Genomic DNA, 24,984 nt, shown 5'->3' on the forward strand with positions numbered 1-24,984 from the left:
GGCTCGCCCCCCACGTCCCTTGCCTCGCGAGGCCTTCTCAGAACAGGCGCGAGTAGGTCGGCGGTGCTCCGGGGCGCGGCGTCCATCGCCGCCCATCCCGGGGCAGCCACAGGAGCTGGAAGGCTTGCGCACGCCCTTCGTAGCGGAGGGTGTGCTCGCCCCGGGTCAGGGTGAACTCCGGCGTGGAGATCCGCGCACCGTCGATGAACAGCGCGCCGGTGTCGAGCGCGCTCGCGGGCTGGAGGAAATAGCGATCCGCGCGCACCGCGAGGAAGTGGTCCTCCAGCACGCCTGCGTCGACGGGCACGCGATAGCGCTGGCCCCAGAGGAAGAGATCGCCGTCGTAGGGCTGGTAGTGCGCGTCCAGGAAGCGTCGCAACGCGGGCGGCAGGCCAGAGGTGCGCAGGTCGTCCACGCGCGCCACGCAGCCCTGCTCCACGAGCGCACGCGGCATGTCGTCGGACAGCAGGTCCACGAGCGAGCCGCGCAGATACGCATCCGTGTAGAAGTAGAAGTGCGCGTGCGGCCTGCTCACGAAGCCGCCCGAGTTGTCGTAGACGACGTCCCGCGGCCCCGTGAGCGTGGCGATGCGAGCCAGCACCTCACGTTGCCGCGCGTTGCCGCCGCCATCCAGCAGCGCCTCGACGTGCGCGGCCTGCACCGCGAACAGCCCTCCCAATCCCACGAGCCCCACGGCGCGGATGAGCGGAGTGCGCAGCCATGCGAGCACCGCGACGGCGCCGCGCGCGGCGAAGGGCGAGAGCACGCCAAGGAAGGGCAGCAGGCTGTAGGGGAACGGTGCGCGCTGAAGCGCGTAGGCACCGAATGTCGCGGGCACGGCCACGACGAGGAGCAGGTCCTGCGTGCGGGCATCCCTCCATTGAGACAGCGAGGTGGCGATGAAGCCGACAGTCGCGAGGAGGAAGAACGCAGGCTGTTCTCCCAGGATGGGTAGCAGGTACTCACGCCAGGAGAAGCCCGGGTAGTGGCGCTGGTGCTCGGAGGCCCAGACGAAGCACCAGTGCCACCATGCGCTCCAGGAGTCCGTCACCGTGAGGTACGCGGCCACGGCCCCCGAAGCGGTGAGGAGACCAAGGACGAAGGCGCGCGGCGCGGCGATGAGCGCGGGAGGACGGCCCCGGCGCAGGAGCAGGTCGCCCACGAGCACCGCGCCCACGAGTCCGCCGAAGAAGAGCGCTTTCTGCGAACCCCATGCGGAGGCGATGAGCAGCGCGCCCGCGAGGAAGGATGAGGGTGCGGAGCGCACGGTCAGCGCGGCGAGGGCGCCCAGGAAGAGCGCGGCGGTGAGGGCATCCGGGCGCACCTCGGTGGCGAAGTGAAGGAACGCGGGGGTGCTCAGCAGCAGCAGCGGGGCCAGGAGCGCGGCGATGCGTCCTTCGCGCCGGTTGAGGAGGAACACGGAGACGCCAGCGCCCGCGAGCGGCACGAGCATCGCCGCGCGAAGGGCGAGCACGTTGCGCGGATCATCCCCGAGCAGCCGGAACAGCGGGGCCAGGAGTTGGTACACGAGCGGAAAGTGCACCTCGAAGAAGTCTCGGTACGGCACCTGTCCGTGGGCCATGAGCCACGCGGAGTGGGCGTACTGGAACTCGTCGATGCTGAATGCCTTGTGCAGTGAGAGGCGCACGGCCTGGAGCGCGAGCACGCCCAGCACGACGCCAAGGCCCCACCGCACGGCCCGCGACTCCGTCATCGGAGCCGTCATACCGCGAAAGCGCCTCGGGGTTCAGGGCTCAGCAGCCCGTCCGACGCCGGGCCCTCGCGCGCGGCCCCGGCTCCGCGATGCCGTGACCGCGCTTCCGACATCCGGACTCAACGCCCCGTCCGACGCCGGGCCCTGGCGCGCGCGGCCTCCAGCGCGGAGTCCACGCCAGCAGGCTCCTTCGCGGGCTCTGACTTCTGCTCCGGCGGCGCCTCTGGGCCGGGTGCGGGCGGCTTGCCGGGGGACATCGCCTCCGGGCCCGGTGTGACGGACATGGGCCGTCGCGCATGGGCTTGCTTCGCGGGCCGCTCCCGGGCGACCCGCACGCGGGGCGCGGGGAGGAACCGGCGCACGGCCACTTCCGCCAGCATCACCGCCAGCGCGCACGCCACCAGCCACGGCGCCAGCGCCACGCGCCCCTCCGACTCCGGGGCCTCCGCGAACAGCCCCGTCATCGACAACCGCTCCTGTCCGCCTCCGACCGCCGCCAACGCGCGCAGGAGCTTGAGGCCTTCCCTGGCGCTGCCCGGCTCGAACTCCGGTGCGTACGGCAATGCCACGGGTGGAGCCCTCAGCACGCGGCCACCCCACTTCACCACCGGGTGCCACGTTCCACTGCCGCTCAACGGGTACTCGACCACCAGCCGATCCTCGTCCTCCCAATGCAGAGGCTTCTCCACGCCAGAGCGCCCATCTCCCGACAGCAGCACCGCCGTGGGCAGCGCCCCCGGCATCGGTTCGCCCGGCGGCAGGTCCAGCGTCACGCGCAGCAGGTTGCCCTGACGCTCCGAGCGCACCACCGCCTCCCCCTTCGGCGCGGCGCTACCCATCGACCAGCGCACCACCGCCTCCAGCGTCGCTCGCAGCGCGCGCCACTCGCGCAGCTCTCCCGTGTACTTGCCGTCCACTTCCGCCGTGAGGGCCACCGTGCGCCCCGCGCCATGCGGCCACAGCGCCAGCACTGGCGCGGCATTGGTGTCCAACGTGCGCAGCGCCACGTTCGCCCGTGGCTTCAAGTACGTGAGGTTGTAGCCGCCCAGCTGCGGCAGCCCCTGCGTCGGCAGCGGACCCAGCAGCGGCAGGTCCGGCGCGGCCTCCATGGACGCGGGCTCATCCACGAAGGTGGCCCGCGCCACCGCGAGCGTCTCCTGGCTGAAGATGCGCGGCAGGCTCATCGCGTCCTCGGCGAAGTAGATGCGTCCCCCGCCCCGCCGGGCCACGTCGCGCAGCAGCTCCGCGTCCGAGTCCGCCGGGGTGCCCAGACCGATGACGGACACCGTCACGTTGGCCTCCCGCAGCGCGGCCAGCGTCGCCTGATAGTCGCCGGGCTCCTCCGAGTCCGCCGCGTCGGAGAACAGCACCACATGCCTCGTGGGCTTGTCGCTGCGGAGGATCTCCTTGCGGCCCGTGCGCAGGGCCACGCCCACGTAGATGCCACCGCCGCCACTGAAGCCACGCGCCACCTGGTTCAGCGGCAGGCCGTCGCTCACCGGGCTCAGGGGGAAGATTTCATGCGACTCCGTGTCCACCATGTGCACGGAGGCTTCGTCGCCCCCGTTGAGCAGCGTGAGCGCCGCCGTGACACCCTCGGCGGCAAGCTCCATCTTCGTGCGCCCGTCCGGCACCTGCACGCCCATGGAGCAGCTCGAATCCATGAGCACGCTCATCGCCACCGACGCGCGCCGCTGCTCCTCGCGCATCTCCAGCGACACGGGCAGCAGCGGCTCCAGGGGCGAACGCCGGTAGCCGCCCTCGCCGAAGCTGGAGCGCCCTCCCGTCATCACCAGCCCGCCTCCAGCTTGATCCACGTAGTCCGCCAGCGCGTTCAACCCCGTCTCGCCCAGGGCGTTGGCGTCCACGTTCTCCAGCACCACCACGCCGACGCCGTCGAGCGCATCCAGTGACACATGGAAGGGCGCCCGCACGTCCAGCGTCATGCCCGTCGCCCCCAGCGCCTTCGCCAGCGTGCCGCCAGGCTGCTGCGTGAGCAGCAACACGCGCGGCGGGCCCTCCACGCGCAGCACGCCCGCGCCCACGTCGTTCTCTGGAACGCCGTCGCCCGGCACCTCCACCGTGAGCCGGTAGTGCACGAGCCCTGGCTCCTCCAGCAGGTCGCGCAGGGGCAGCAGGTTCGGCCCGGGCTTGAAGTCGAAGGGCCCCTTCACCAGCACGTGGCCGTCGCGCTCCAGGCGCACGGTGCCCGTGACGGCGGAGGTGGCCTGCACCGTGGCGGAGAACTGGAAGGGTTCGCGCACGGAGACAGTGGCGGGCACGTCCAGCGAAACGACGGCCACGTCCAGCGCGGGCTCCGGACGGGACACCTGACGGTAGTCCACCGCGATCCCCCGCGCCGCCAGCCGCCGCGTCGCGCCCCGAGCATCCGCGCCCGTGGCCCGCCCGTCGGAGACGACCAGCACCCGGCCCGTGCGCTCGGAGGGGATGAGCGCTCCCGCGGCATCCAGCGCGGCCGACAGGTCCGACGCCTCCGCGTCCACGGGCCGCGTGAAGCCGCCGAACCGGCCCACCTCCGACAGCGGGGACTCCACCCGCGCCTCACGACCGAAGGTGATGACCCCCACCCGGTCGCCCGGCCGGCGCTGCGACTCCACCAGCGAGATCAGCTCCTGCGCCACCCGGTCCACGTCCAGCGGCATGGAGCGGGAGCGGTCCACCACCACGGCCACGTCGCTGCCCGCGTTGGCCAGCCGCAGCTCCGGCCCGGCCAGCGCACCCACGCCGAGCACCAGCAGCCCCCACCGCGGCACCATGGGCGGCCCGGGCCTCCGGCCGTAGCGCCACAAGAAGAGGCCCAGCGGCAGCAGCAGCAACCACGCCTGGGGAAGGGTGAAGGTCATGCCTTCCTCGTGACGTAGAAGTCCGCCAGCAGCGCGGCCAGCAGCACCACCAGTGGCCAGCGGGCGCGCTCCTGGGCGCCGCTCCCCGCCGCGTCCCCGCCGGTCTCCTTCGCGGCAACATCGGCGCTGCCCCGGCCGCGCAGGTCCGACTCACGCGCGTCCAGCGCCAGGACCTCCACGGAGTCCACGTCGGTGCCGTCCCGCTCCAGCACGTAGCGCCCGGGGCTCATGGGCGCGGGCAGGCTCAACGCGCCCGCGCCGAACACCGGCTTGCGCCCGGACGGTCCGTTCAGCGCGTAGCGACCGCCGGCCTCCGTCACCACGGGCAGCGCTTCGCCCAGGTTGAGCTGGTGCCGGGGGAAGCCCTCGCGCAGGCGGCGGGCCTCGCGCACCACGTTGCCCAGCAGCACCGGCCAGGCCGTCGTGCGCTGGAGGTTGGAGCGCGCCAGGTCCACGTTGAGGTGCAGCCGTCCGCCCTCTTCTTCCGACACCAGCACGGCCTCGCCCGCGGTCACCAACGGACGTCCCGGGGGATTCGCGCCCGCCGTCCACCGCACGCCCGCGAGCTGCACGTCGTCCATCAGCGCGCTGCCCTTCTCCGTGAAGAACGGCCCCACGAAGGTCCGCAGCGGCCCCTCCGCGCCCAGCGTCACCCGCGTCTCCGCGTTCGCCGGCCCCACCGACAGCACCGGCGCACCTGTGATGGCGGGGCCGCGCGCCACGTCCGGCGACACCGCCAGGAAGCGCTCCAGGGCCTGTCTCGACGCGGGCGACAGTCCCTCCGTCAGCCCCACGGCCACCGGTATCACGGGCGACGGCGCCAGCCGCACGTGTCCGTCCTCGGGGAGCGCGTCGTCCGGCAGGGACACCTCCACGTCGCCGGCCTCGCGGAAGGTGAGGCGCACCGTCGCGGCGCCCTCTTCCGGCAGCGTGATGCGCTCGATGCGCTCGGTGCCTTCGCGCGCGCCCGGGCCCGGAGCCGCGCGCACTCGCGCCTCCACCTCCGAGGGTCCAGGACCGAAGCGGGCCACGCGCAGCGTCACCGTGGCCTGTCCACCTTCATCGCGCCGCTGCGCGGACACGAGCGCCACGTTGCCTTCGGAGCGGCCCAGCGCCGTCCAGCGCACGGCGGGCGGCACGAGCGTGTCCTCCGAGGGCGGCGCGTCGGTGAAGAAGTGCACGCGCTTGCCGGGCCCGGCCAGCTCCTGAGCCCACAGGAGCGTGGGGGTGACGTCGTGGTCCGGTCCGCGAGCCGCGAAGGACTCCAGCGCTCCCAGGGCACGCGAGGCATCCGCCTCGGGTCCGGCGATGACACGGGGGGACACGCCGCTCGCCAGCACCGTCACTTGCGTGGCGCGCTCCGCCTCCACGCGCTTCGCGGCCTCCGTGCGCACGTGCTCCAGCACCGTCCCTCCGTCCGGAGTCCGCGCGGACATGGACAGGCTCCCGTCCACGACGAGCACCAGGTGTCGGCGGCGAGCGGATTCTCCCCAGCGCACGTCCGCCAGGTACAGCGCCGCAGCCAGCACGGCGAGCGCCTCCAGCAGCAGCGAGGCCTCGCGGGTGAAGCGCTCCCAGCGGGGGCCTCCTTCCGCGCGCGGTCGCGGCGTGCGCCACAGGAACAGCGCGCTGACCACCACCGGCTTCTGCCGACGGCGCAGGAAGTACGCCGCCACCAGTGGCACCAGCGCGCCCAGTGCCAACAGTCCCCACGGAAGCCCGAAGCTCACGCCCCGCCCCCCGCGACGAACAACGCGCGCTGCTCCACCAGTCTCCACGGAAGCCCGAAGCTCACGCCCCTCCCCCTGCAATGAACAGCGCGCCTCGCGCCAACAGCCCCCACGGAAGCCCGAAGCTCACGCCCCGCCCTCCGCGATGAACAGGGCGCACTGCTCCACCAAGCCCCGCGGAAGCCCGAAGCTCACGCCCCGCCCCCGCGACAACCAACGCGCCTCGCGCCACGCATCCCCACGGAAGCCCGAAGCTCACGCCACTCCCTCCGCGATGAACAGGGCGCGCTGCTCCACCAAGCCCTGCGGAAGCCCGAAGCACACGCCCCGCCCCGCCACGAACAACGCGCCTCGCGCCACGCATCCCCACGGAAGCCCGAAGCTCACGCCCCGCCTCCTGCGATAAACAGGGCGCGCAGCGGCCCCGCCACCTGTGCCCGCAGACCATCCGCCGCGTTCACCGTGAGCAGCGCCCCTCGCGCCCGCGCCGCCGCGCTCCGCAACACACGCTGGTGCTCCGCGAAGCGACGGGCATAGGCGGCCAGCACTCCATCCGTCAGCAGCTCCTCCAGCGCCACGCCGCTCTCCGCGTCCACCAGCCGCGCGCCCTCACCGCCCGTGGGCTCCAGGTCCTCCGCGTCCAGCACCTGCACCAGGAACAGCGCCGACGCCCCACGCGACAACCGCGCGCACAGCGCCTCCAGGTCCGCCTCGAAGAGAAAGTCGCTCACCACCACTCGCACGCCACAGGGCCGCAACGGCGGCAGCCGCCCCAATGCGGACACCAGATCATCCCGCGCCTCGAACTCCGCGCCCCTGAGCGCCGAGCGACACGCCGGCCCCTGCACCCGCTCCGACCGCGCCCCGCCCCACAACACCGTCGGCGACAGCCCCTGCCGCCCCCCGACCTCCACCGTCAGGAGCGCCACCTCGCGCGCCCCCGCCGCCTTGCGCGGCGACAACCCCATGCTGCGGGAGCCATCCAGCACTACCTCCACGCGCGGCGACACCTCGTCCTGGCGCACGCGCAACACCAACTCCCCCGTGCGCGCCACCGCGTTCCAGTCCAGTTGCCGCAGGTCATCCCCCGGCTGATACGCGCGGAAGTCGTGCAGCTCCATCGCGCTGCCCGCGGACGTGGCGCGCACCTCACCCACCCGTCCCCGCTGAGGCGCGCGCGGCAGCGCCAGGACCAACCCCGGTGCCAGCCGCGCCACCTCCGCTTCGTCCAACCGGGCACTCACGGCGCGTGGGCCCGGCGCTCGCGTTCGACCAGCACCCGGTCCGCGGCGAACGCCGCCAGGAGCGCCACCAGCCCCATGCACAGCAGCAGCCAGTGCGGCAGCACGAAGCCATCTGGACTGCTCCAGTCGCGGCGGCCGAAGTTGAAGGTGCCCATCACCGGGTTGAGCAGGTTGAGCAGCGCATCGTCCCCTTCCAGGTTCAGGAACACCGCCAGCAGCGGCGGCAACCCCGAGCCCATCACCCCCACCATCACGAAGAGCAACCGGACCGCCACCGGCGACGCGAACCTCCCGGAGCGCGGCATCCGCCCCAGGAGCAACGCCACCGACAGGTACAGCACCCCGTAGAGCGCCAGCGCCACCAGCGCCCTGCCCATCCGCACGTTGTCGGTCGAGCTCTCCGACACCCACAGCAGCGCCACGCACGCGGCCGCCCAGCCCATCAGCAGCAACACCGCCAGTCGAAAGCCACGCACCGCCCCGGGCTTGAACAACGACCAGGGCCGCGTGCCCGCGCGCAGCGGCCGCGACTGCCCGTCCACATCCGTCGCCGTGAAGAGCCCGGTGAGGATGAGGTGCAGCACCCCGAACAGGCCCACCACTCCCGGGACCTCGTTCTTCCGGTCCAGGTACCACCACACGGCCGCCATGCCCGCGAACGTCAGGACCGTCTGCACCACCAGCGCCCGACGGGGATGGCGCGTGTAGTCCTCCGTCACAAGAGACAGCCGCGCCACCGCCGCCTCGAACAGCAGCCACCCGTCCGACAGCAGGAGCCAGAACGCCGCGCCCAGCCCCAGGAAGAAGTCCCGGTCGAACGAGAACCCGCTGCCGCGATCCTGCGTCACCACGAAGGCGAACGTCAGCGACTGGAAGAACGTCACCACCAGCGCGCCCACCAGCGCGAAGCGCACGAAGGCCCGCCCCATCCGGCTGTCCGCCAGCGTCGCCGCGCACACGGACACCAGCGTGAGGAACACCAGCCACGCCCCACCCATCAGCAGCACCATCAGGATGGTGGGCAGGTCGATGCCGTTGAGGAAGTAGCTGAACAGCAGGAACGGCCCCACCGCCGACGCGTACAGCGCCGCCTGCACCAGGAACGACGTCACCTTTCCGCGCAGGATGCGCCGGGGCCCCAACCCCGTGAGCAGCAGCAGGGACCACGTCTCGTCCTCGCGCTCGCGCGCCAGCGACCGGTACGCGTTGAACGGGATGACGCCGAAGTGCACCAGCCCCAGGCACACGAAGAAGGAGAAGAAGTAGGCGCGTCCCTCTCGCGAGTACGCCGCGCCATGCACGTTCGCGTACGCGATGAGCGACAGCACCAGGCATGCCAACAGCAGCAGCCCGAAGCTCACCCAGAAGACGCGCGTGCGCAGCCCCTGCCGCACCTCCTTCACCACCAGCGGGTTGAGCCGGTCGCCCCACTTCTCCCAGCGGTCGGACGCCGCCGCGGGAACCCCAGGGGCGGACTCGGTCGCGCCCGACGCCGGACTGGCTTGCGTGCTCACGCCACCCTCCCCTTCGTCACCGTCATGAACGCATCCTCCAGGTTGCGCTCGCGCGGGCTGAACGCGCACACCGGCAGCCCCTGCGCCACCAGCGCCGCGAGCAGCGCCGCCGCGGCGACCTCCGCCTGCGCGGGCCCGGTGTCCACCTCCAGCTCCAACCGCACGCGCAGCGCGCCGCCCTCGCGCGCCACCTCCTTCACGCGCGGCTGCTCCAGCAGCGTCCGCTCCGCGCGCGTCCACACCGCCTCGCCCTCCGCTCCCGCCGCCAGCCGCACCGTCAGCTCCATCGCGCGCGACGGGCCCGCGCTCTGGCGCAGCAGGTCCTCCACCTTGCCCTGGGCCAGCAGGCGCCCCTGCTCGATGATGACGCAGCTGTCGCAGATCTCCGCCAGCTCCGTGAGGATGTGGCTGGAGATGATGACCGCCTTGCCCTGGTCCGCCAGCGCGCGCAGCAGCTCCCGCAGCTCGATGCGCGCGCGCGGATCCAGGCCGTCCGCCGGCTCGTCCAGCAACAGCAGCCGAGGGTCGTGCAGGAGCGTGCGCCCCAGGGCCACGCGCTGGCGCATGCCCTTGGACAGCTCCGTGGTGAGCTTCTCCGAGAGCGGTCCCAGGCCGGTGAACTCCATCACCGAGTCCACCCGCTGCCTCCGCTGCGCGCCCTTCAGCCCATACGCGCGCGCGAAGAAGTCCAGGAACTCCCTCACGGTGACATCGTCATAGGTGCCGTAGCGGTCCGGCATGTAGCCCAAGAGCGGCCGGGCCCGGTCCGGCGCGTCCACCAGCGACGTGCCGTCCAGCAGCACCGTGCCCGCGGTGGGCACATCCAGCGTGGCCAGGATGCGCAGCGTGGTGCTCTTGCCCGCGCCGTTGGGCCCGATGAAGCCCAGGATGCTCCCGGCCTCCAGCGTGAACGACACGTCGTCCACCGCGCGCAGCGCCCCGTAGTCCCGCCGCAGCCCCCTCACCTCCAACAGGCTCATCGCCGCGCCTCCTCGACCTGACCGCGCACCAGGTGCACCGCGTCCTCCAACGCCACGTCCAGCGCCGCCGTGGGCGTGAAGCCGCGTCCGCCCAGCCGAGCCAGGAAGGCGCCCTCGTCCAGCTCCGCTTCCATCGTCGCCACCGAGCCTGGGAAGCGCTTGCGCGCCTCGTCCACGAGCCCTACGGCCTCGTCATCCGTGACGTGCGGCACGGCCTGCCCCTCCGCGCCCTCCGCGAGCTCGGGGAGGACCCAGAGCTGTCCATCCAGCTTCAGCGTGCCGCCCTGGAGCGGAGCCCCGAGCGCGTTCTGCACCTGGACGCCGCCCTCACCCTTGCGCGCCGTCAGCCGCGCGCGAGACGGGAGCACGGCGATCTCTCCCCACTCGCGGTAGGTGCGCGAAGGCAGGAAGCTGTTCCTCAGGACCATGCCTTGGGTCCAGTCCACGGAGCGCGGCGGGTCCTCCGGGTCCTGCGGGGCCAACAGCACGCTGGAGGCGGGCATGCGCACGCTCTCCTCGGCGAGGTTGGCGTACCAGGCATTGAGGCCCACCGTCACCGCGCGCGAGCGCTCCCGGTCCAGCAGCGTGAGGCTGTAGCGCGCGGCGTGCACGGCGAAGCCGTCCACCAGCACCGACCACGCCACCAGCCCCAGGCAGGTGAGGGCCGCCAGCGTGGGCACGGCGATGAGCACCGCGAGCGGCCCCTTGCGGCGAGCGAGCATCAGCCCCCCGGGCCCCACCGCGAGCGTGAAGAGGAAGATGAGCAGCAGGAAGCGGCCCACGGGCGCGCGCGCGCTCGCGAGCAGCGGCACCTGTCCATCGCGCAGCAGGTCGTTGCGCTCCCACCGGGGAGGCGGGCCCGCGGGGGCCACCATGACGGGCGACCGCGCCGCGTCCTCCCAGAGGGACATGCCGCAGCCCTGGGACTCCGTCCGGCAGCCGCGAAACTGGCGCACGGAGCCGAAGCCATAGAGTGACAGCTCCGCCTGGGCGTCCTTGAGCAACGGGAAGTGCAGGCGCGGATTGTTGGGGGGCTGGCCGAGCACCAGCTTTCCGCCGCTCACCGCGAAGGTCTCCAGCACCGCCCAGACGTCATCGGGCACCTGATCCGGTGGCGCCGCCACCATGACCGCTTCGTAGCCGCTGTACGCCGCCAGCTCGCGCGGCGCGGTCCGCGGCTCCACGAAGCGGGTGGCGACCAGCGGCTCCTCGCTCTGCTCCACGCGGGCCAGCCCGGTCGCCTTCTCGAATGCCTTCACGTCCCCCAGGACCATCACCCGCTCGCCCCGGTAGCCATCCAGGTAGAAGCCATGGGAGGCGGAGGGCAGCTCTGGCGACTCCATCACCAGCTGTCCTGTCTGGAGGTCCGCGGGCATCAGGAGCCAGGTGACGACCCGCTCGCGAGGCCCCAGCTGCAACGAGCGCTCCGTGACGCGCCCGTGCGGCGAGTGGATGGACAGACGCACCGGTCGCGGCTGTCCGCCGACGTTGTTCACCGTCACCTGGATGGGGGTGTAGCCCCGGTTCGGCATCAACGTGGCGGCGCGCAGGGTGGCCCTGAGGTCCCCCTCGTCGGGGAAGGTCTCGGGCGTCTCCACCACCTCGCGATAGCCGGAACCGGAGGGCTCGGACGCAGGCTCCACCGCCGTCGCCGCCGCGGCCTTGGTGGCGGCCATCCGGGTGGCGAACGCCTCCGTCCCTCCGGGGACGCCCGGGAGACCGGTCCAGAGCAGGACGCCGAGGAGCGCCGCCAGCGACACCCGCCTAGCCACGGGGCACCTCGGGCGTGGCCTTGAGCAGCTCGCGCACCACGTCCGGCGCGGACACCTTCTCCAGCGAGGCTTCGTACGCCAGCACCAGGCGGTGGTTGAGGGCCGCGGGCGCGGCGGCCACCACGTCGTCGAAGCCCACGTTGGGCCGGCCGCCGAGCAGCGCGCGCGCGCGGCCCGCGGCGGCCAGGGCCAGCGCCGCGCGGGGGCTCGCGCCGAAGCGCACGAAGCGGCGCACGGGTTCGGGGGCGGAGGGCTGGCGCGGGTCGGACGCCTCCACCAGCCGGCCGATGAAGTCCGCCACCGGGCCGGGCAGGTGCACGCGGTCCACGGCGGTGAAGAGGCGCGACAGTCCCTCCGCGTCCAGCACCGGCTCCAGCGCGGGTGGGGTGCCGCGCACGCGCGTGGTGAGCAGGGTGCGCAGCGTCTTGGAGCCCACGGGCGGCACCAGGATGCGGAAGAGGAAGCGGTCGAGCTGCGCTTCGGGCAGCGGATAGGTGCCCTCCAGCTCGATGGGGTTCTGGGTGGCGAGCACGAAGAACGGATCCGGCAGGGGCCGGGTCTGGCCTAGCACCGTCACCGAGCGCTCCTGCATGGCCTCCAGCAGCGCGGACTGCGTCTTCGGGCTGGAGCGGTTGATCTCGTCCGCGAGGACGAGGCTCGCGAAGAGGGGGCCCTCGCGGAAGACGAAGTCGCGGCGCGCCTCGCCCTCCAGCACGTAGGTGCCGGTGATGTCGCCGGGCAGCAGGTCGGGGGTGAACTGGATGCGGCGGAAGGGCAGCGACAAGAGCCGCGCCAGGGCCTTGCACAGCTCCGTCTTGCCCAGGCCGGGCAGGCCCTCCAGGAGCACATGGCCCCGGGCAAGCACCGCCGTGACGACCTGCTCGACGACGCCTTCCTGGTCGAGCATCACCTGATTGAGCCCGGCCTTGAGCCGGGAGGCTACGTCCGCCGCGCCCTGTGCTTCGGCGGGACTCAAAAGCTCCGCTGCCACGTCGTTTCCCCCTTCTGGACTACGGACCACCGAAGTACCGCTTCACCAGGTCGCGGTTGCGAGGCAGCAGCGGACCGGAGGTCGGTCCCGCCGTCGCATCGCCCTTCGCGCCCGTGCCCTTCGCCCCCGCGGCGCCCGCCGGACCCGTGCGGGCCCGCGGATCCGCGGCGCGAAGGCCCCACAGCTCCTCTGCTTCGCCCCCGTGTCCCTCCGGCAGCGGCTGGAAGGCGAGCCGGTCCGGATCCATCTCCGCCTCACCGCCAAAGACCAGCGGCTGGCTCTCTCCACCCCGAGCCACGCCCGCGCCGTTGCCCTGCTTCACGCCGTGGCTCGCATGCTGGCTGCCCTCCTGCTGCCCCTCGCCGTCGCCCTCCTGTCCTTCGCCCTGCCCCGGGCCTTGTCCCTGGCCCTTCTGTCCCTGGCCCTGCCCGGACTGTTGCCGCCCGGTGGGACGTCTCGCCTGGGCCGCGCGGTTCCGCGGCGCGGTGTTTTCCTGGCCGAAGCGCTGGGCCAGCGACTGCTGACGACGTTCCAGCGTGCGGCGCAGGTCGGCGATCTGATCCGGCGAACCGGAGGCCCGGGCCTGGGCGGAAGCGCGAGCCTGGGCATCGCGGGACGCGTCGCCTTGAGCCTGCCGCGAGCCCTGCTGCTCGCCGTCCTGTTCACCCGCGCCCTGGCCCTGCGACCCCTGCCGTGCCGCCTGGGTCTCCTCTCCGGGAGCGGGGGACGTGGGGTCGGTGTTCCCGCTGGCGCGCGCATCCAGGGCCATGAGGGCCTGCTCCAGGGATTCGCGCTCGCGGGTGGCGGCCTCGGCGCTGCCCGAGGCGTTGAGGGCATCCTCCAGTGCGGCGGCGGCCTCGGAGGCGCGGTTGAGCTCGGCGGCGGCGGCGGAGGCGCGCTCGGCGAGCCGCTGCTCCAGGGCATCCGCTGCCTCCCAGTCCGCGGAGTCGAACCGGCCCTGGGCGACCTCGTCGGACAGGCGGCGCAGCTCCTCCTCGACGTCGGGGCCCAGGGGCTCCTCGCGGGCCAGGGCTTCGGCCTGGGCCTGCACGGCGGCGACCTGGGTCGCGGCGGCGGCGTTGATGTTCGAGGCGCGAGGGGCCGGCAAGGGAACGAGGAACCCGATGGCGAGGAACACGAGCGCGCCCAGCAAGGCGCCCACGGGCCTGCGCCACGGCACGTCCGGAGGCTTCACCTGCTGGGCGAACTGGTTGAGGCTCAGCTCCCACTCACCGACGGGGCGCTCCAGGCGCGTGAGCAGCAGGCCCCCGGCGTTGGCGGAGCGGTCCGCGAGCACCGCCGCGTACTCCAGCGAAACACCGCGGGAGCGGGCGCGCACGAACCACCACGCGAGGCCCGCGCCGACGAGCGGCGGAACGGCCCAGACGGCGGCGCCGCGAAGGAGCAGCCGGGACAGCACGCAGGCGGTGGCGGTGGCCCACACGGGGGCGAGGCCCGCGCCGGTCCAGGCCACGGCGTTGAGGCGCCGCCGCACGCGCCGGATGGGCGCGAGCACGAGGGACTGGAAGCGGCGTTCGTCACTGGCGGCCATGCGTGAAAGCCAGTGTCGGATACCCGGCCCACCGTTCACAAGCGACGCGCGGGAACGGTCGAATGCCGCCGTGGACGGTCGTCCGCCTGACTCCAGAAGCCAAGAAGCCGCGAAACCGTGCGAAGCCCGGGACCCGGCGGTTAGTCTGCCCGCCCCATGAACTTCCGATTCCTTGGTCGCAGCGGCCTGAAGGTCAGTGAGATCTCCTTTGGCAACTGGCTCACGCACGGTTCCCAGGTGGAAGAGGACGCCGCGGTCGCGTGCGTGAAGGCCGCGCTCGACACGGGCATCACCACCTTCGACACCGCCGACGTCTACGCCGGCACCAAGGCGGAGGCCGTGCTCGGCCGCGCCCTCAAGGGCCAGCGCCGCGAAGGCTATGAGCTCTTCACCAAGGTCTACTGGCCCACCGGCCCCGGCCAGAACGACCGCGGCCTGTCGCGCAAGCACATCATCGAGTCCATCCACGGCTCGCTGCGCCGCCTCCAGACGGACTACGTGGACCTCTACCAGGCCCACCGCTTCGACGCGGAGACGCCCCTGGAAGAAACCATGCTCGCCTTCGCGGACATCGTCCGCCAGGGCAAGGCCCTCTACATCGGCGTCTCCGAATGGACCGCCGAGCAGATTGCCGCCGGCGCGCAGCTCGCCCGCGAGCTGCGCGTGCCCTTCATCTCCAACCAGCCCCAGTACTCCATGCTCTGGCGGGTCATCGAGTCCAAGGTCATCCCCACGTCCGACGCGGAGGGCCTGGGCCAGATTGTCTGGTCCCCGCTCGCCAAGGGCGTCCTCACCGGCAAGTACCTCCCCGGCCAGCCCCCGCCCGCGAACACCCGCGCCGCCACCCAGCAGGGCGCGATGTTCATGACCAGCTTCATGACCGACGACGTGCTCACCCGCGTCCAGCAGCTCAAGCCCCTGGCCCAGGAGGCCGGACTGTCCCTCGCGCAGCTCTCCGTCGCGTGGGTGCTCCAGAACAAGAGCGTCGCCTCCGCCATCATCGGCGCCACCCGGCCGGAGCAGGTGCTGGACAACGTGAAGGCCTCCGGCGTGAAGCTCGACGCGGCCCTCCTGCGCCGCATCGACGCCATCCTCGACCCCGTCGTGGAGCGAGACCCCGCGCAGACCACCAGCCCCAGCCGCCGGCCCTGAGCGCATCCCCGGCGGCCCTCCCGGGACGGGCCCTCCCATGCCCGCCCGTCCCGGCCGGTGCCCGCCATCCGACATCCGCGCCCTCCGCCCGCCACGCCCGTCCACTGGACCGCCACGCAGCCGTGAACTCCGCCTGTTCCATTTGACTTTTGAGTCGGCGGGAACAAGAGAGTGCCCCGCGCGTTACGCGGTCCCACTCTTGAACCGGGCATCTCCCACATGACGTCCTCCTTCCTCCTGGCCCAGGCGGCCCAACCCGAAATCGGCTGGTTGAGCAGCAAGCTGCTCGGGGTGACGCTGGGCAGCGCCGAGTGGGTGCTCTGGCTGCTGGTGTCGCTGTCCATCTTCTCCATCGCGGTGATGCTGGAGCGCGCCGTCTACTTCTCGCGCCACCGGCTGCCCAACTCGGAGGCGCTGGCGGTGCGGCTGGCGCGCGGCGAGTTCGACGCCGTGGCCAGCGAGGTGAAGAACCAGAAGGGCATGGAGGCCGCCGTCATCCGCGAGGCCCTGGCCTCCGCGCACCAGGGCCCCGACACCGTGGAGCAGGTCATCGCGTCCACCGTCGCCCGCGAGCGCCCCCAGTACGAGCGCTTCCTCTCCGTGCTGGGCACCCTGGGCAACAACGCCCCGTTCATCGGCCTGTTCGGCACGGTGCTGGGCATCATCAAGGCCTTCAACGACCTGGGCGCGCTCAACGCCAAGGGCGGCGCCATCCAGCAGACCGTGATGGCCGGCATCTCCGAGGCGCTCGTCGCCACCGCCGTGGGCCTCGCGGTGGCCATCCCCGCCGTCGTCGCCTTCAACATCTTCAACCGCCAGCTGAAGACGCTCACCAGCCGCACCACGTCCCTGGGCCACGCGCTCGTGGGCGCCATGAAGGCGCGCAAGCCGGGCGCGGCGGGGAGCAACTAGCCCATGGCCGGCGGCGCGAACGACGGCGACGAGGAAATCTCCGGCATCAACGTCACCCCCCTGGTGGACGTGGTGCTGGTGCTGCTCATCATCTTCATGGTCACCGCCAACTTCATCGTCCGCGAGACGGTGGAGGTGGACCTGCCCCGCGCCGCCAACGGCGGAGAGACGGTGCAGGGGCTGGTCAACGTCGTCCTCGACAAGGAGGGCAAGCTCTACTTCGACGGCGCGGAGGTCACGGAGGCGGACCTGTCCCGCCGCGTGGTGGAGGCCGTCGCCAAGGACAAGGACACGCGCGCCATCATCAGCGCGGACCAGACGCTCGCCTACGGCCGCGTGATGCGCCTCATCGACGTGGTGAAGGGCCAGGGCATCGCGAAGTTCGCCCTCAACATCGAGAAGGACGCGGCCCCCGCCCGGGCCGCGCCCGCCACGCCCTGACGAGGCCCGCGTGATGAACCCGGCGGTCCTCGACCCCTCCCTTCCCCAGCGCGACCGCTCCACGCGGTTCGTGCTCCTGTTCCTCTTCGTGTCGCTCGCGCTGCACGGCGTGGGCTTCGGCTTCCTCTCCACCATGGAGGGCCGTCAGCACGCGGCCGTCCAGCGCCCGGTGGAGCTGGTCATGGTGGACGTGCAGAAGCCGCCGCCCCCGCCGCCTCCGGAGGAGAAGAAGGAGGAGCCCAAGCCTCCCCCGCCCCCGAAGGTGAAGCCGGTGAAGCCGCCGCCCGTGAAGGTCGCGGAGGCACCCAAGCCCCCGCCCCCGTCGGAGGCGCCGCCGCCGCCCAACAACACGCCGCCGCCGGAGCCGTCCGCCAAGCCCCCGCCGCTCGTCGTGGGCATGACCATGTCGTCCACCACCAGCGCGGGCTCCTTCGCCGCGCCCGTGGGCAACACGGCCTACGGCAAGGCCAACGGCACCGCGAAGGACCCCCAGGACGTGAAGGGCTACTCCGCGCCGAAGTACGTGCCCGTCTACCAGGTGGACTCCGAGCCCACCGTCGCGTCCGAGGTGAAGATCCCCTATCCGGACGAGGCGCGCCGCGCGGGCATCGAGGGCACCGTCACGCTGTCCATCACCATCGACGCGGACGGCAAGGTGAGCAACGTGAAGGTCCTCTCCGGACCCGGCTACGGACTCAACGAGGCCGCGCGCGACGCCATCCGCCGCTTCCGCTTCAAGCCTGCCATCAAGGGCGGCGAGGCGGTGGCCACGGAGATGAAGTACTCGTACACGTTCCTGCTGGATTGACCCCGCGGCGCCCGAGGCACGGGCGCCCGCGTGCTACTGCGTCTTGAGCGCGCGGCGCATGATGTCGCGCAGCGCCGTCAGGTCCTCGTCCGACATCGCCGCGATGAGCGGCGGCGGCGCGCTCAGCCGCGCCATCAGCCGGCCGCGCACCTCCGCGCCCGCCTCCGTCAGCACCAGCATCTTCACCCGCCGGTCCTGCTCGCTGCTCTTGCGCTCCACCAGGCCGCGCGCCTCCAGCCGGTCCACCAGCCCCGTCACGTTGGACGCGTCGCACGACAGGTAGTTGGCGAGCGTGCTCATCGCGAGCGCCCCCTCGCCCAGCTGCCTCAGCACGTGCGCCTGCACCGGCGACAGGTCGAACTCCGCCGCCAGGGCCGGGAAGTTGCGCATGTGGGTGTGCAAGAGCTCGAACAGGAGCGTCCACGCCTGCTGGGGAAGCCCGCCTCCGTCGCCCTCACCGCCGTCCGCCACCGGCCGACGCACCACCTGCTCGCTAGGACCGTCGCTGAATCCGTTCATGGTTCTTCATGTTAATTCACCGGACCTACATAAACAATTGACACCATCAACCATTGACTGGTACTACATTCCGCATATTCCAACATCCGGCAGTGCGGAGTACTTTCAAGGGACTCCGGGGTCGGGTAGAGGACGCATCGCAGCAGTCGTCCATTGGACGGGTCCGGCGCGCGCTCCCGCGAGCCGGTGAGGAGGACGCGGTATGAGTACCCTTCTGGCGCTGTCCCTGTCGGCCTCCCTGGCCGCGGCGCCTGTACTGACGCTGGATGAGGCACTGGAGTCCGCCCGCCAGCAGAACCTCGATTTGAAGATCGCCCAGGAGCGCTTCGAGCAGGCATCGCTCGCGACGCGCAAGGCATGGTCGGGCTACCTGCCGAACATCAGCGTGGGCGCGTCCATCACGCGCAACAACGTGGCGGCCATCATCCCGGCGGGAGTCATCGCGCCGGTGGACATCACCATCCAGCCGCTCATCCAGCAGGGCGCGCAGGCGGAGGTGCGGCAGGCCATCATCGCGCCCCAGCTGTGGGCGGGCATCGCGGCGTCGTACAAGTCGGTGAAGCTGGCGGAGCTCAACACGCAGACGGCGCGCCGGCAGGTGCTCTTCGGCGTGGCGCAGGCGTACTACGGCGCCGCGGCGCAGCAGGAAGCGCTGCGCGCCCAGGAGCGGCTGCTGGAGCTGAACCAGGCGCGGGAGAAGGACACCCAGGCCCGGTTCGACGCGGGCACGGTGACGCGCGTGGCGCTCTTGCGCGCGCAGCTGGACCGCTCGCGCGCGGAGCAGGACCTGGTGCGCGCGAAGAACGCGCTCGCGGGCCTGAAGCTGGCGCTGGGCACGCTCATCCAGCGCGAGCCGGAGTTCGAGCTGGCCGCGCCGCCGGAGCCGCAGGTGCCGGCGCAGGCGTCGCCGGAGGCGCTGGTGAACCAGGCGCTGCAGGATCGCTCGGATGTGCAGGCCTCCGAGGTCGGGCTGAAGCTCAGCCGCATCAACAAGACGGGCGTCATCCTGAGCTACCTGCCCACGCTGGGCGTCACGGGCGCCTACCGCATCGCGAACGCGGCGGGCTTCACCGGGCAGAACGAGACGTGGGCCATCACCTTCGGCGCCAGCTGGACGCTGTTCGACGGCGGCCTGCGTGAGGCCAACCTCTCCGAGGCGTCGTCGCGCGTGCGCGAAGCCACCGTCACCCAGGCGCTGGCCCAGGCCCGCGTGAAGGAAGAGGTGCGGCGCTCCAAGCTGGACCTGGAGAACGCGCTGGCCAACCGCTCCAAGGCCGAGGAGGCCCTGAGCCTGGCGCGCGAGTCCAGCCGCCTCACCGACGTGAGCTTCAAGGCGGGCGTCGCCACCTACCTGGAGGTCGCGGACTCCAACACCGCGCTCACCAACGCGGAGGTGGGCTTCGTGTCCGAGCGCCTCCAGGCGTCCCTGGCCGCGCTGCGCCTGCTCAACTCGCTGGGCTCCTTCGAGTCCGGTTCGGTGCGCAAGGACGCCGCCGCCCTGGGAGAGAAGCCCGGCGCCGGCGCGATGCCGCAGGAGCAGCCGGCGCAGGAGCAGCCGGCCCCGCAGCAGCCCGCGCCCCAGCAGTAGCACCGGGGTGAAGGGAAATTCCCGGCGTCCCTCGCGGGGGCGCCGGGTCCCCTGCCCTCCCGGGCGGGAAGCAGGTCGCGCGTTGTAGGGGCCCGCCGCAGGCCCCACCCTCCTCTCAGGACCCGCTTCCACGAGGAGGGAATCATGGCGGATGCATCCTGGGGCAACTGCAAGAACTGTCGCTTCTTCGCCGGCAACAGCGACGAGCCGAGCGACGAAGCGGTGCAGGGCTGCAACCAATCCGAGCTCAAGAAGTTCGCGCTCGTCGTCTCCGGCGACAGCGGCTGCAACGCCTTCGAAGCGCAGGCCGGGGAGTCGGTGCCCATCCGAGAGGAGCCCGCGCCGATGCACTGACGGCCCGCGCGGCCGAGCCCGGTCCTCGCGATGCCCCGGCGCACCCCAGGCTAGGTGCCCGTGGCATCGTGGACGCGGCGCAGCTCCGGCTCGTGCGCGTAGTAGATGCGCTCCATGAGCTTGCGCTGGTGCACCAGCGGCTTGTCGAACTTGTCCAGCCGCATGCCCTTGTGGCTGTAGGGCGTGTCCGCCACGGTGGAGATGAAGCGCGCGTCGTCGCGCACCTCCCACCAGGTGAGGCCCAGCGCGGCCTTCGCCGCCACCGGGAGGAAGGGCCTGAGCGCGGACACCTCCGTGCGCAGGAAGGAGAAGACGTGCAGGCGCGTGGTGCGCGCCGTCTCCGGCACGAAGAAGATGTGCGCCTGCGTGATGAAGGGGCGCGGCCTGCCGTCAGGCGTCGTCCAGCGGATGGTGTAGGCGCTGCGCACCGGGTCGAACCGCGTCACCCAGTCGTTGTGGAAGACGTCCCCACGGCCCACCCCGAGCAGGCGCATGACGGGCGCGGGCCGCTGCGGGGCCCGGTAGTGCACCTCCGTGCGGTCGTCGTGGTTGTGCGCGTCGAACTCCACCGCCCCCGTCTGCTCGCCGCCCCACCCCAGCCGGGTGTGGACGAAGGGCGTGTGCTCGTCCTCGCTGAAGTTGTCGAGCGCCACGTGCAGCGGCGCCTGGAACAGCGTGGAGAAGGTGCCACCGAAGACGTAGCTGTCGTCCGCGAGCGTGGGCATCGCGGACACGGGCGTCTCCACGTTCGCGAGCCAGAGGTAGCCGTGGCGCTCCACCACCTGGAAGCTCTTCGCGTCGCAGTGGCGCAGCTCCGGCTGGCTGGGGTTGAAGCCCTGCCCCCGCGCGTCGAAGCGCCAGCCATGGTACGGGCACTGGAGCTGCCCCTCCTTCGTCACCGTGCCGCGCGACAGCGGCGCGAAGCGGTGGGGACACGCGTCCGCCAGGGCCGCGGCCCGGCCGCTGGCATCCCGGAAGAGCGCGTAGGCGTGACCCGCCAGTTCCACTCGGACGGGCTGGCGGCGGAGCTGACGGGAGGGGAGCACCGGATGGAAGTGCCGGACGACGTCGGGGGTAGGCTCCATGAGCGCGGCAGTATAGCGGCCTGTCGCCGCTGACCCCGGTGGGTCTGCTCGGGCTCGAACGGGTCGACGCCGGTGGGAGACGTCGCGGGTGGAATAGACTGCCCGGCCGTGAATGCTCCCGTCCCCTCCCGACACCGCGCGCGCTGGTTCGCCGGGGTGGCCCTCGCCCTGCTGGTGACGCTCGTCACCGGAGCGGTGTTGTACGTGCGGGGCGCACTTCCGGCGCCGGTGCCCGCGGCGGACGGGCCCTTCGTCTCCGACGACTACGCGCGAACCCTGAGCCACAACGTGCGTCCCAGCGGGGACCTGGACTTCGAGGGCCTTCGGAGCGAGCGCGCGGCGCTGGAGCGGTTCATCGCGGCGCTGGCGGCGGTGTCGCCGCACAACCGGCCGGACCTGTTCCCCTTGCCCGAGGACGGGCTGGCGTACTGGATCAACGCGTACAACGCGCTGGTGCTCCAGCAGCTGGTGGAGCGCTACCCGGAGGGCGCGGAGGCGCAGTGGTTCGGCCGCTTCTACTGGGGCCATGCGTGGCCGGTGGGCGGCGAGCTCCTGACGCCGTGGGCGATTGAACAGCGCATCCTGTTTGGCGAGTACGCCGACCCGCGCGTGCACTTCGCCCTCTTCCGGGGGACGCGCGGCGGGCCCCGGTTGGATGGTGCGCCGTACCAGCCGGACTTCCTGGACGCGCAGCTCAACGACGCCAGCCGCCGCTACATGGAGGATGCGCGCCACGTGCGGCTGGTGGACAAGACCGTGCACCTGGCCCGGCTGTTCGAGACCCGGCGGCAGGACTTCCTCGCGGCCCTGCCGGAGGGCCGGGGCGGCAACGTGCTCCAGTTCGTGTGGGCCTTCCTGCCGGACAGCTGCGAGGAGCGCCCGGGCTGCGACACGCGAGGCGACCTGGACCGCGCCTGCGGCTCCAAGCTGGACGCCTGCCCCACCGCCTTCATGCCCGAGGACACCTCGCTCCCCGACGCATCGACTCCTCGACGCCCCTGAGCTCCCTTCATGTACGACGCCCAGATCACCACCGCGCTGAATGACGCCTCGCAGTTCCTGCTGACGTCGATGATCTCCGGAGGCGCCACGCCCACCCCGAACGTGGCGAAGCCGTTCGTCAAGGAAGCGCTCCAAATGTTGGTGGGGGACCTGGAGGCGAGCTGCGGCATCCAGGGGACGGGCAGCCTGCTGCCGGTGCTCCTGGGTTCGAACTTCCTCATGCGGGCGGCGGTGGACCTGTACGGCCCCTGCCTGTGCGCGGCCATCCAGTCCGGGCGCGGCGAGTGGGGCATCGTCGACAACGTCCGCTCCGGCCGGGGCCGGAGCGCGGCCTGGAGCATCGCGCGCGGGCTGCTGGGCACCGTGACGACGCTCGCGGAGACGGTGACGGACCGCGTCTGGGCGTTGATCAAACGCGTGGTGGCGGGCCACGTGCAGTTCGGGTCGGACCTGCTCGCCCGCGTCCAGCGGGACCGGAGCCTGCTGAACCGCGCGTTCGGCATCACGGGCACGCTGAACGGGCTGACCGTCACCGGCAGCGACCCGCACCGCACCGGGCACCGCGTGGTGCTGCTGCGCTTCTCCGACGGACGGCGGACCGTCTACAAGCCTTCGGACCTGACGTTCCAGCTGCTGCTGATGGGCGACCCGACCTCGTTCCAGGTCTGCCACGGGCACTACCCCGCGCTCTTCCCCCACACCGACAGCCTCTTCACGGCCCTGGACCCGGAGCTGCCGGCGATCCGCATCGTCGCGATGCCGCACCGGCAGGGCGAGTACGGCTACATGCAGATGGTCGCCAAGGCGAACATCATCGCCGTCAACGACCAGGGGCCCTACTTCCGGAAGCTGGGGCGGCTCATCACGGTGGCGGGCCTCTTCGGCATCACGGACCTCCATGAGGAGAACGTGATGGCCACCGCGGACGGGCCCTTCCTCATCGACGCGGAGATGGGGTTCTCCTATCCGGGACAGGGCGTGGGGACGCTCGACCACTCGTCGCTGCACCGGGTCCTGGACATCCACCCGCAGCAGTACAGCAACGTGGGCGGCGTCTTCTCCGCGGAGATCTACCGGGGCGCCTGGGAGGTCTCGAAGATCTCCGGGCCCTACGACCCCACGGAGATCAACGCGGGCTTCAAGTCAGGGGCGCAGGGGGCCTGGGTAGGCGGGGCCACGTACCCGAACGTCCTCCTGCACGGCATCCGGGAGATGGTGGATCGCATCTCGCTGCGCCTCGCGCGCGTGCACAAGTGGATTGGCCTCATGTACGCGGTCAAGCCCGTCGCGCGGGTCATCCTCAACACGTCGGACATGTGCAGCCTGCACGTCAACGGCGTGAAGCGGTACCTCGTCGGGAACCTGGAGACGGATGCCCAGGCGCCCCACCTCGCCTTCGACGACTGGCTGCGGTGGTACGGCGGCAAGTACAACGCGGTGCCCGGCGCCCTGTTCCAGCCGCACAGCCGTCAGGTGCTCTACGACCCGACGGGGACGCTCGGCGTCACCTACGGCACCGCGACCGCGGGCGGCGTGGCCGTGGCGCACCTGACGGAGGTCTGGAACGCGATGAACCGCTTGAGCACGCCCCAGGGCGTCGCGAACCTCAAGGCGAGCTTGAAGGCCGACCTGGAGAACAAGCTGCAATGTGGCGTGTTGACCTGAAGCGGGAGGGACGCGGGACATGACGACGGCGGGTGTGTGGCTGGCCTTGGGGCTGGCCCTGGGGAGCGCGGACGTGAAGTGGGAGCCACAGACGAGCGGGACGACGGTGCGGCTGCGCGGCGTCAGCGCGGTGGATGCGCGCGTGGCCTGGGCCAGCGGCGACAAGGGCACCTTCGTGCGCACCACGGACGGAGGGAAGACGTGGAAGGCGGCCACCGTGCCGGGCGCGGAGGGGCTCGACTTCCGTGACGTGGATGCCTTCAGCGAGCGCACCGCGTACCTGCTGTCCATCGGCGCGGGTGACCAGTCGCGCATCTACAAGACGACGGACGGGGGCGAGCACTGGACGCTCCAGTTCACCAACGCCCTGCCGGGCGCGTTCTTCAACGCGATGGCCTTCTGGGACGAACAGCACGGCATCGCGTTCAGCGACCCGGTGGAGGGACAGCTCGTCGTCATCACCACGGAGGACGGCGGCGCGACGTGGAAGCCGGCGCCGTCGGGAGTCCGGCCGGCCGCGCTCGCGGGCGAGGCGGGCTTCGCCGCCAGCGGCACGAGCATCGCCGTGCACGGCACGTCCGACGTCTGGTTCGGACTGGGGGGCTCGGCGGCGAGGGTGTTCCACTCCGCGAACCGGGGCCGCGACTGGAGCGTCGCGACGACGCCCATGGCCTCCGGCGAGGGCGCGGGCGTCTTCTCGCTGTACTTCTGGAGCCCGTCCGCGGGCATCGCGGTGGGCGGCAACTACAAGCAGCCGGAGGTGGCCACCGGCAACGTGGCCCTCACGCTGGACGCGGGGAAGAAGAAGTGGAGCGCACCCGCGGGCAACCCGCCCCACGGCTATCGCTCCTGCGTGGCCCCGCTCACGCGTGAGCGGAGGATGTGGCTCCTGGCGGTGGGCCCCACGGGTTCGGATGTGTCGAAGGACGCGGGAAGGAGCTGGGAGCCGCTGGACACCACCGGCTTCCATGCCGTGTCCACGCCGCCCCGGACTCGGGACACGGCCTGGGCGGTGGGCGAGGAGGGCCGCATCGCGAAGCTCGTCGCCGCGGCTCCGGCCCCGAAGCAGCCGTAGGTCCTCCCCGGACGCCTCGGCT

At 72.0% G+C, this 24,984-nt stretch carries 21 protein-coding genes; 9 read left to right on the top strand and 12 right to left on the bottom strand.

The annotated features are described in order from the left end of the window. Positions 1–37 precede the first annotated feature (37 nt). The 10 genes from FOF48_RS15905 to FOF48_RS15945 form a co-directional block, all read right to left on the bottom strand. Entirely contained in the window at positions 38–1,726 is a 1,689-nt protein-coding gene (locus tag FOF48_RS15905) for a hypothetical protein (RefSeq protein WP_143902492.1), read from the bottom strand. Between the two features lie 107 nt (positions 1,727–1,833). Further along, the gene (locus FOF48_RS15910; protein WP_143902494.1) at positions 1,834–4,578 is read right to left on the bottom strand and encodes a VWA domain-containing protein; all 2,745 of its coding nucleotides are present in this window, start codon (positions 4,576–4,578) and stop codon (positions 1,834–1,836) included. After that, entirely contained in the window at positions 4,575–6,308 is a 1,734-nt protein-coding gene (locus FOF48_RS15915) for a BatA and WFA domain-containing protein (RefSeq protein WP_143902496.1), read from the bottom strand. Before FOF48_RS15915 ends, FOF48_RS15910 begins: the two co-directional genes overlap by 4 nt. Positions 6,309–6,563: 255 nt before the next feature. Further along, entirely contained in the window at positions 6,564–6,695 is a 132-nt protein-coding gene (locus FOF48_RS37095; RefSeq protein WP_255442241.1) for a hypothetical protein, read from the bottom strand. Beyond that, positions 6,692–7,540: a DUF58 domain-containing protein gene (locus tag FOF48_RS15920; RefSeq protein ID WP_255442243.1), complete on the bottom strand. Its 849-nt coding sequence runs from the start codon at positions 7,538–7,540 to the stop codon at positions 6,692–6,694. Before FOF48_RS15920 ends, FOF48_RS37095 begins: the two co-directional genes overlap by 4 nt. An 8-nt stretch (positions 7,541–7,548) precedes the next feature. Continuing rightward, positions 7,549–9,066, bottom strand: coding sequence for an ABC transporter permease (locus tag FOF48_RS15925; RefSeq protein ID WP_143902500.1), 1,518 nt, complete (start codon positions 9,064–9,066; stop codon positions 7,549–7,551). Beyond that, complete coding sequence (locus FOF48_RS15930) at positions 9,063–10,046, bottom strand: ABC transporter ATP-binding protein (RefSeq protein WP_143902502.1); 984 nt, start codon at positions 10,044–10,046, stop codon at positions 9,063–9,065. Before FOF48_RS15930 ends, FOF48_RS15925 begins: the two co-directional genes overlap by 4 nt. Continuing rightward, a complete protein-coding gene (locus FOF48_RS15935) occupies positions 10,043–11,818 on the bottom strand; it encodes a hypothetical protein (RefSeq protein WP_255442245.1) in 1,776 nt (591 codons plus the stop codon). Before FOF48_RS15935 ends, FOF48_RS15930 begins: the two co-directional genes overlap by 4 nt. After that, complete coding sequence (locus FOF48_RS15940; RefSeq protein ID WP_143902505.1) at positions 11,811–12,809, bottom strand: MoxR family ATPase; 999 nt, start codon at positions 12,807–12,809, stop codon at positions 11,811–11,813. Before FOF48_RS15940 ends, FOF48_RS15935 begins: the two co-directional genes overlap by 8 nt. Before the next feature lie 19 nt (positions 12,810–12,828). Next, positions 12,829–14,361 carry a hypothetical protein gene (locus FOF48_RS15945; RefSeq protein ID WP_143902507.1) on the bottom strand — a complete coding sequence of 511 codons (1,533 nt, stop codon included), beginning with the start codon at positions 14,359–14,361 and terminating at the stop codon, positions 12,829–12,831. Positions 14,362–14,517: 156 nt separating this feature from the next. Here FOF48_RS15945 and FOF48_RS15950 point away from each other — a divergent pair, with 156 nt between their 5' ends. From FOF48_RS15950 to FOF48_RS15965, 4 genes are all read left to right on the top strand, one after another. After that, entirely contained in the window at positions 14,518–15,513 is a 996-nt protein-coding gene (locus FOF48_RS15950) for an aldo/keto reductase family protein (protein ID WP_143902509.1), read from the top strand. 219 nt (positions 15,514–15,732) lie between these two features. Further along, positions 15,733–16,425, top strand: a complete 693-nt coding sequence (locus tag FOF48_RS15955; RefSeq protein WP_143902511.1) for a MotA/TolQ/ExbB proton channel family protein — start codon at positions 15,733–15,735, stop codon at positions 16,423–16,425. Between the two features lie 3 nt (positions 16,426–16,428). Continuing rightward, positions 16,429–16,866 carry a biopolymer transporter ExbD gene (locus tag FOF48_RS15960; protein WP_143902513.1) on the top strand — a complete coding sequence of 146 codons (438 nt, stop codon included), beginning with the start codon at positions 16,429–16,431 and terminating at the stop codon, positions 16,864–16,866. Between the two features lie 13 nt (positions 16,867–16,879). Further along, positions 16,880–17,674: an energy transducer TonB gene (locus tag FOF48_RS15965; RefSeq protein WP_143902515.1), complete on the top strand. Its 795-nt coding sequence runs from the start codon at positions 16,880–16,882 to the stop codon at positions 17,672–17,674. 33 nt (positions 17,675–17,707) lie between these two features. Here the strand turns inward: FOF48_RS15965 and FOF48_RS15970 are convergent, their stop codons facing one another. Then, complete coding sequence (locus FOF48_RS15970; RefSeq protein WP_143902517.1) at positions 17,708–18,193, bottom strand: MarR family winged helix-turn-helix transcriptional regulator; 486 nt, start codon at positions 18,191–18,193, stop codon at positions 17,708–17,710. A gap of 202 nt (positions 18,194–18,395) precedes the next feature. On the opposite strand from FOF48_RS15970, the gene FOF48_RS15975 reads away from it, so the two are divergent. Both FOF48_RS15975 and FOF48_RS15980 read left to right on the top strand, forming a co-directional pair. Next, entirely contained in the window at positions 18,396–19,781 is a 1,386-nt protein-coding gene (locus tag FOF48_RS15975; RefSeq protein ID WP_143902519.1) for a TolC family protein, read from the top strand. Between the two features lie 144 nt (positions 19,782–19,925). Further along, positions 19,926–20,135, top strand: coding sequence for a hypothetical protein (locus FOF48_RS15980; RefSeq protein WP_143902521.1), 210 nt, complete (start codon positions 19,926–19,928; stop codon positions 20,133–20,135). 50 nt (positions 20,136–20,185) lie between these two features. Here the strand turns inward: FOF48_RS15980 and FOF48_RS15985 are convergent, their stop codons facing one another. Then, positions 20,186–21,220 carry a Rieske 2Fe-2S domain-containing protein gene (locus FOF48_RS15985; RefSeq protein ID WP_143902523.1) on the bottom strand — a complete coding sequence of 345 codons (1,035 nt, stop codon included), beginning with the start codon at positions 21,218–21,220 and terminating at the stop codon, positions 20,186–20,188. Positions 21,221–21,328: 108 nt separating this feature from the next. Here FOF48_RS15985 and FOF48_RS15990 point away from each other — a divergent pair, with 108 nt between their 5' ends. Genes FOF48_RS15990 through FOF48_RS16000 form a run of 3 tightly spaced genes read left to right on the top strand, consistent with a single transcriptional unit; the run spans position 21,329 to position 24,962 of the window. After that, on the top strand, positions 21,329–22,222 hold the full coding sequence (locus FOF48_RS15990; RefSeq protein WP_255442247.1) for a DUF547 domain-containing protein: 894 nt from the start codon (positions 21,329–21,331) through the stop codon (positions 22,220–22,222). Between the two features lie 9 nt (positions 22,223–22,231). Beyond that, the gene (locus tag FOF48_RS15995) at positions 22,232–23,887 is read left to right on the top strand and encodes a DUF4135 domain-containing protein (RefSeq protein ID WP_143902525.1); all 1,656 of its coding nucleotides are present in this window, start codon (positions 22,232–22,234) and stop codon (positions 23,885–23,887) included. 19 nt (positions 23,888–23,906) lie between these two features. Beyond that, the gene (locus FOF48_RS16000; protein WP_143902527.1) at positions 23,907–24,962 is read left to right on the top strand and encodes a YCF48-related protein; all 1,056 of its coding nucleotides are present in this window, start codon (positions 23,907–23,909) and stop codon (positions 24,960–24,962) included. Positions 24,963–24,984: the final 22 nt, after the last annotated feature.

The organism is Corallococcus sp. Z5C101001 (genome assembly GCF_007352635.1).
GTDB classification, from domain to species: domain Bacteria; phylum Myxococcota; class Myxococcia; order Myxococcales; family Myxococcaceae; genus Corallococcus; species Corallococcus silvisoli.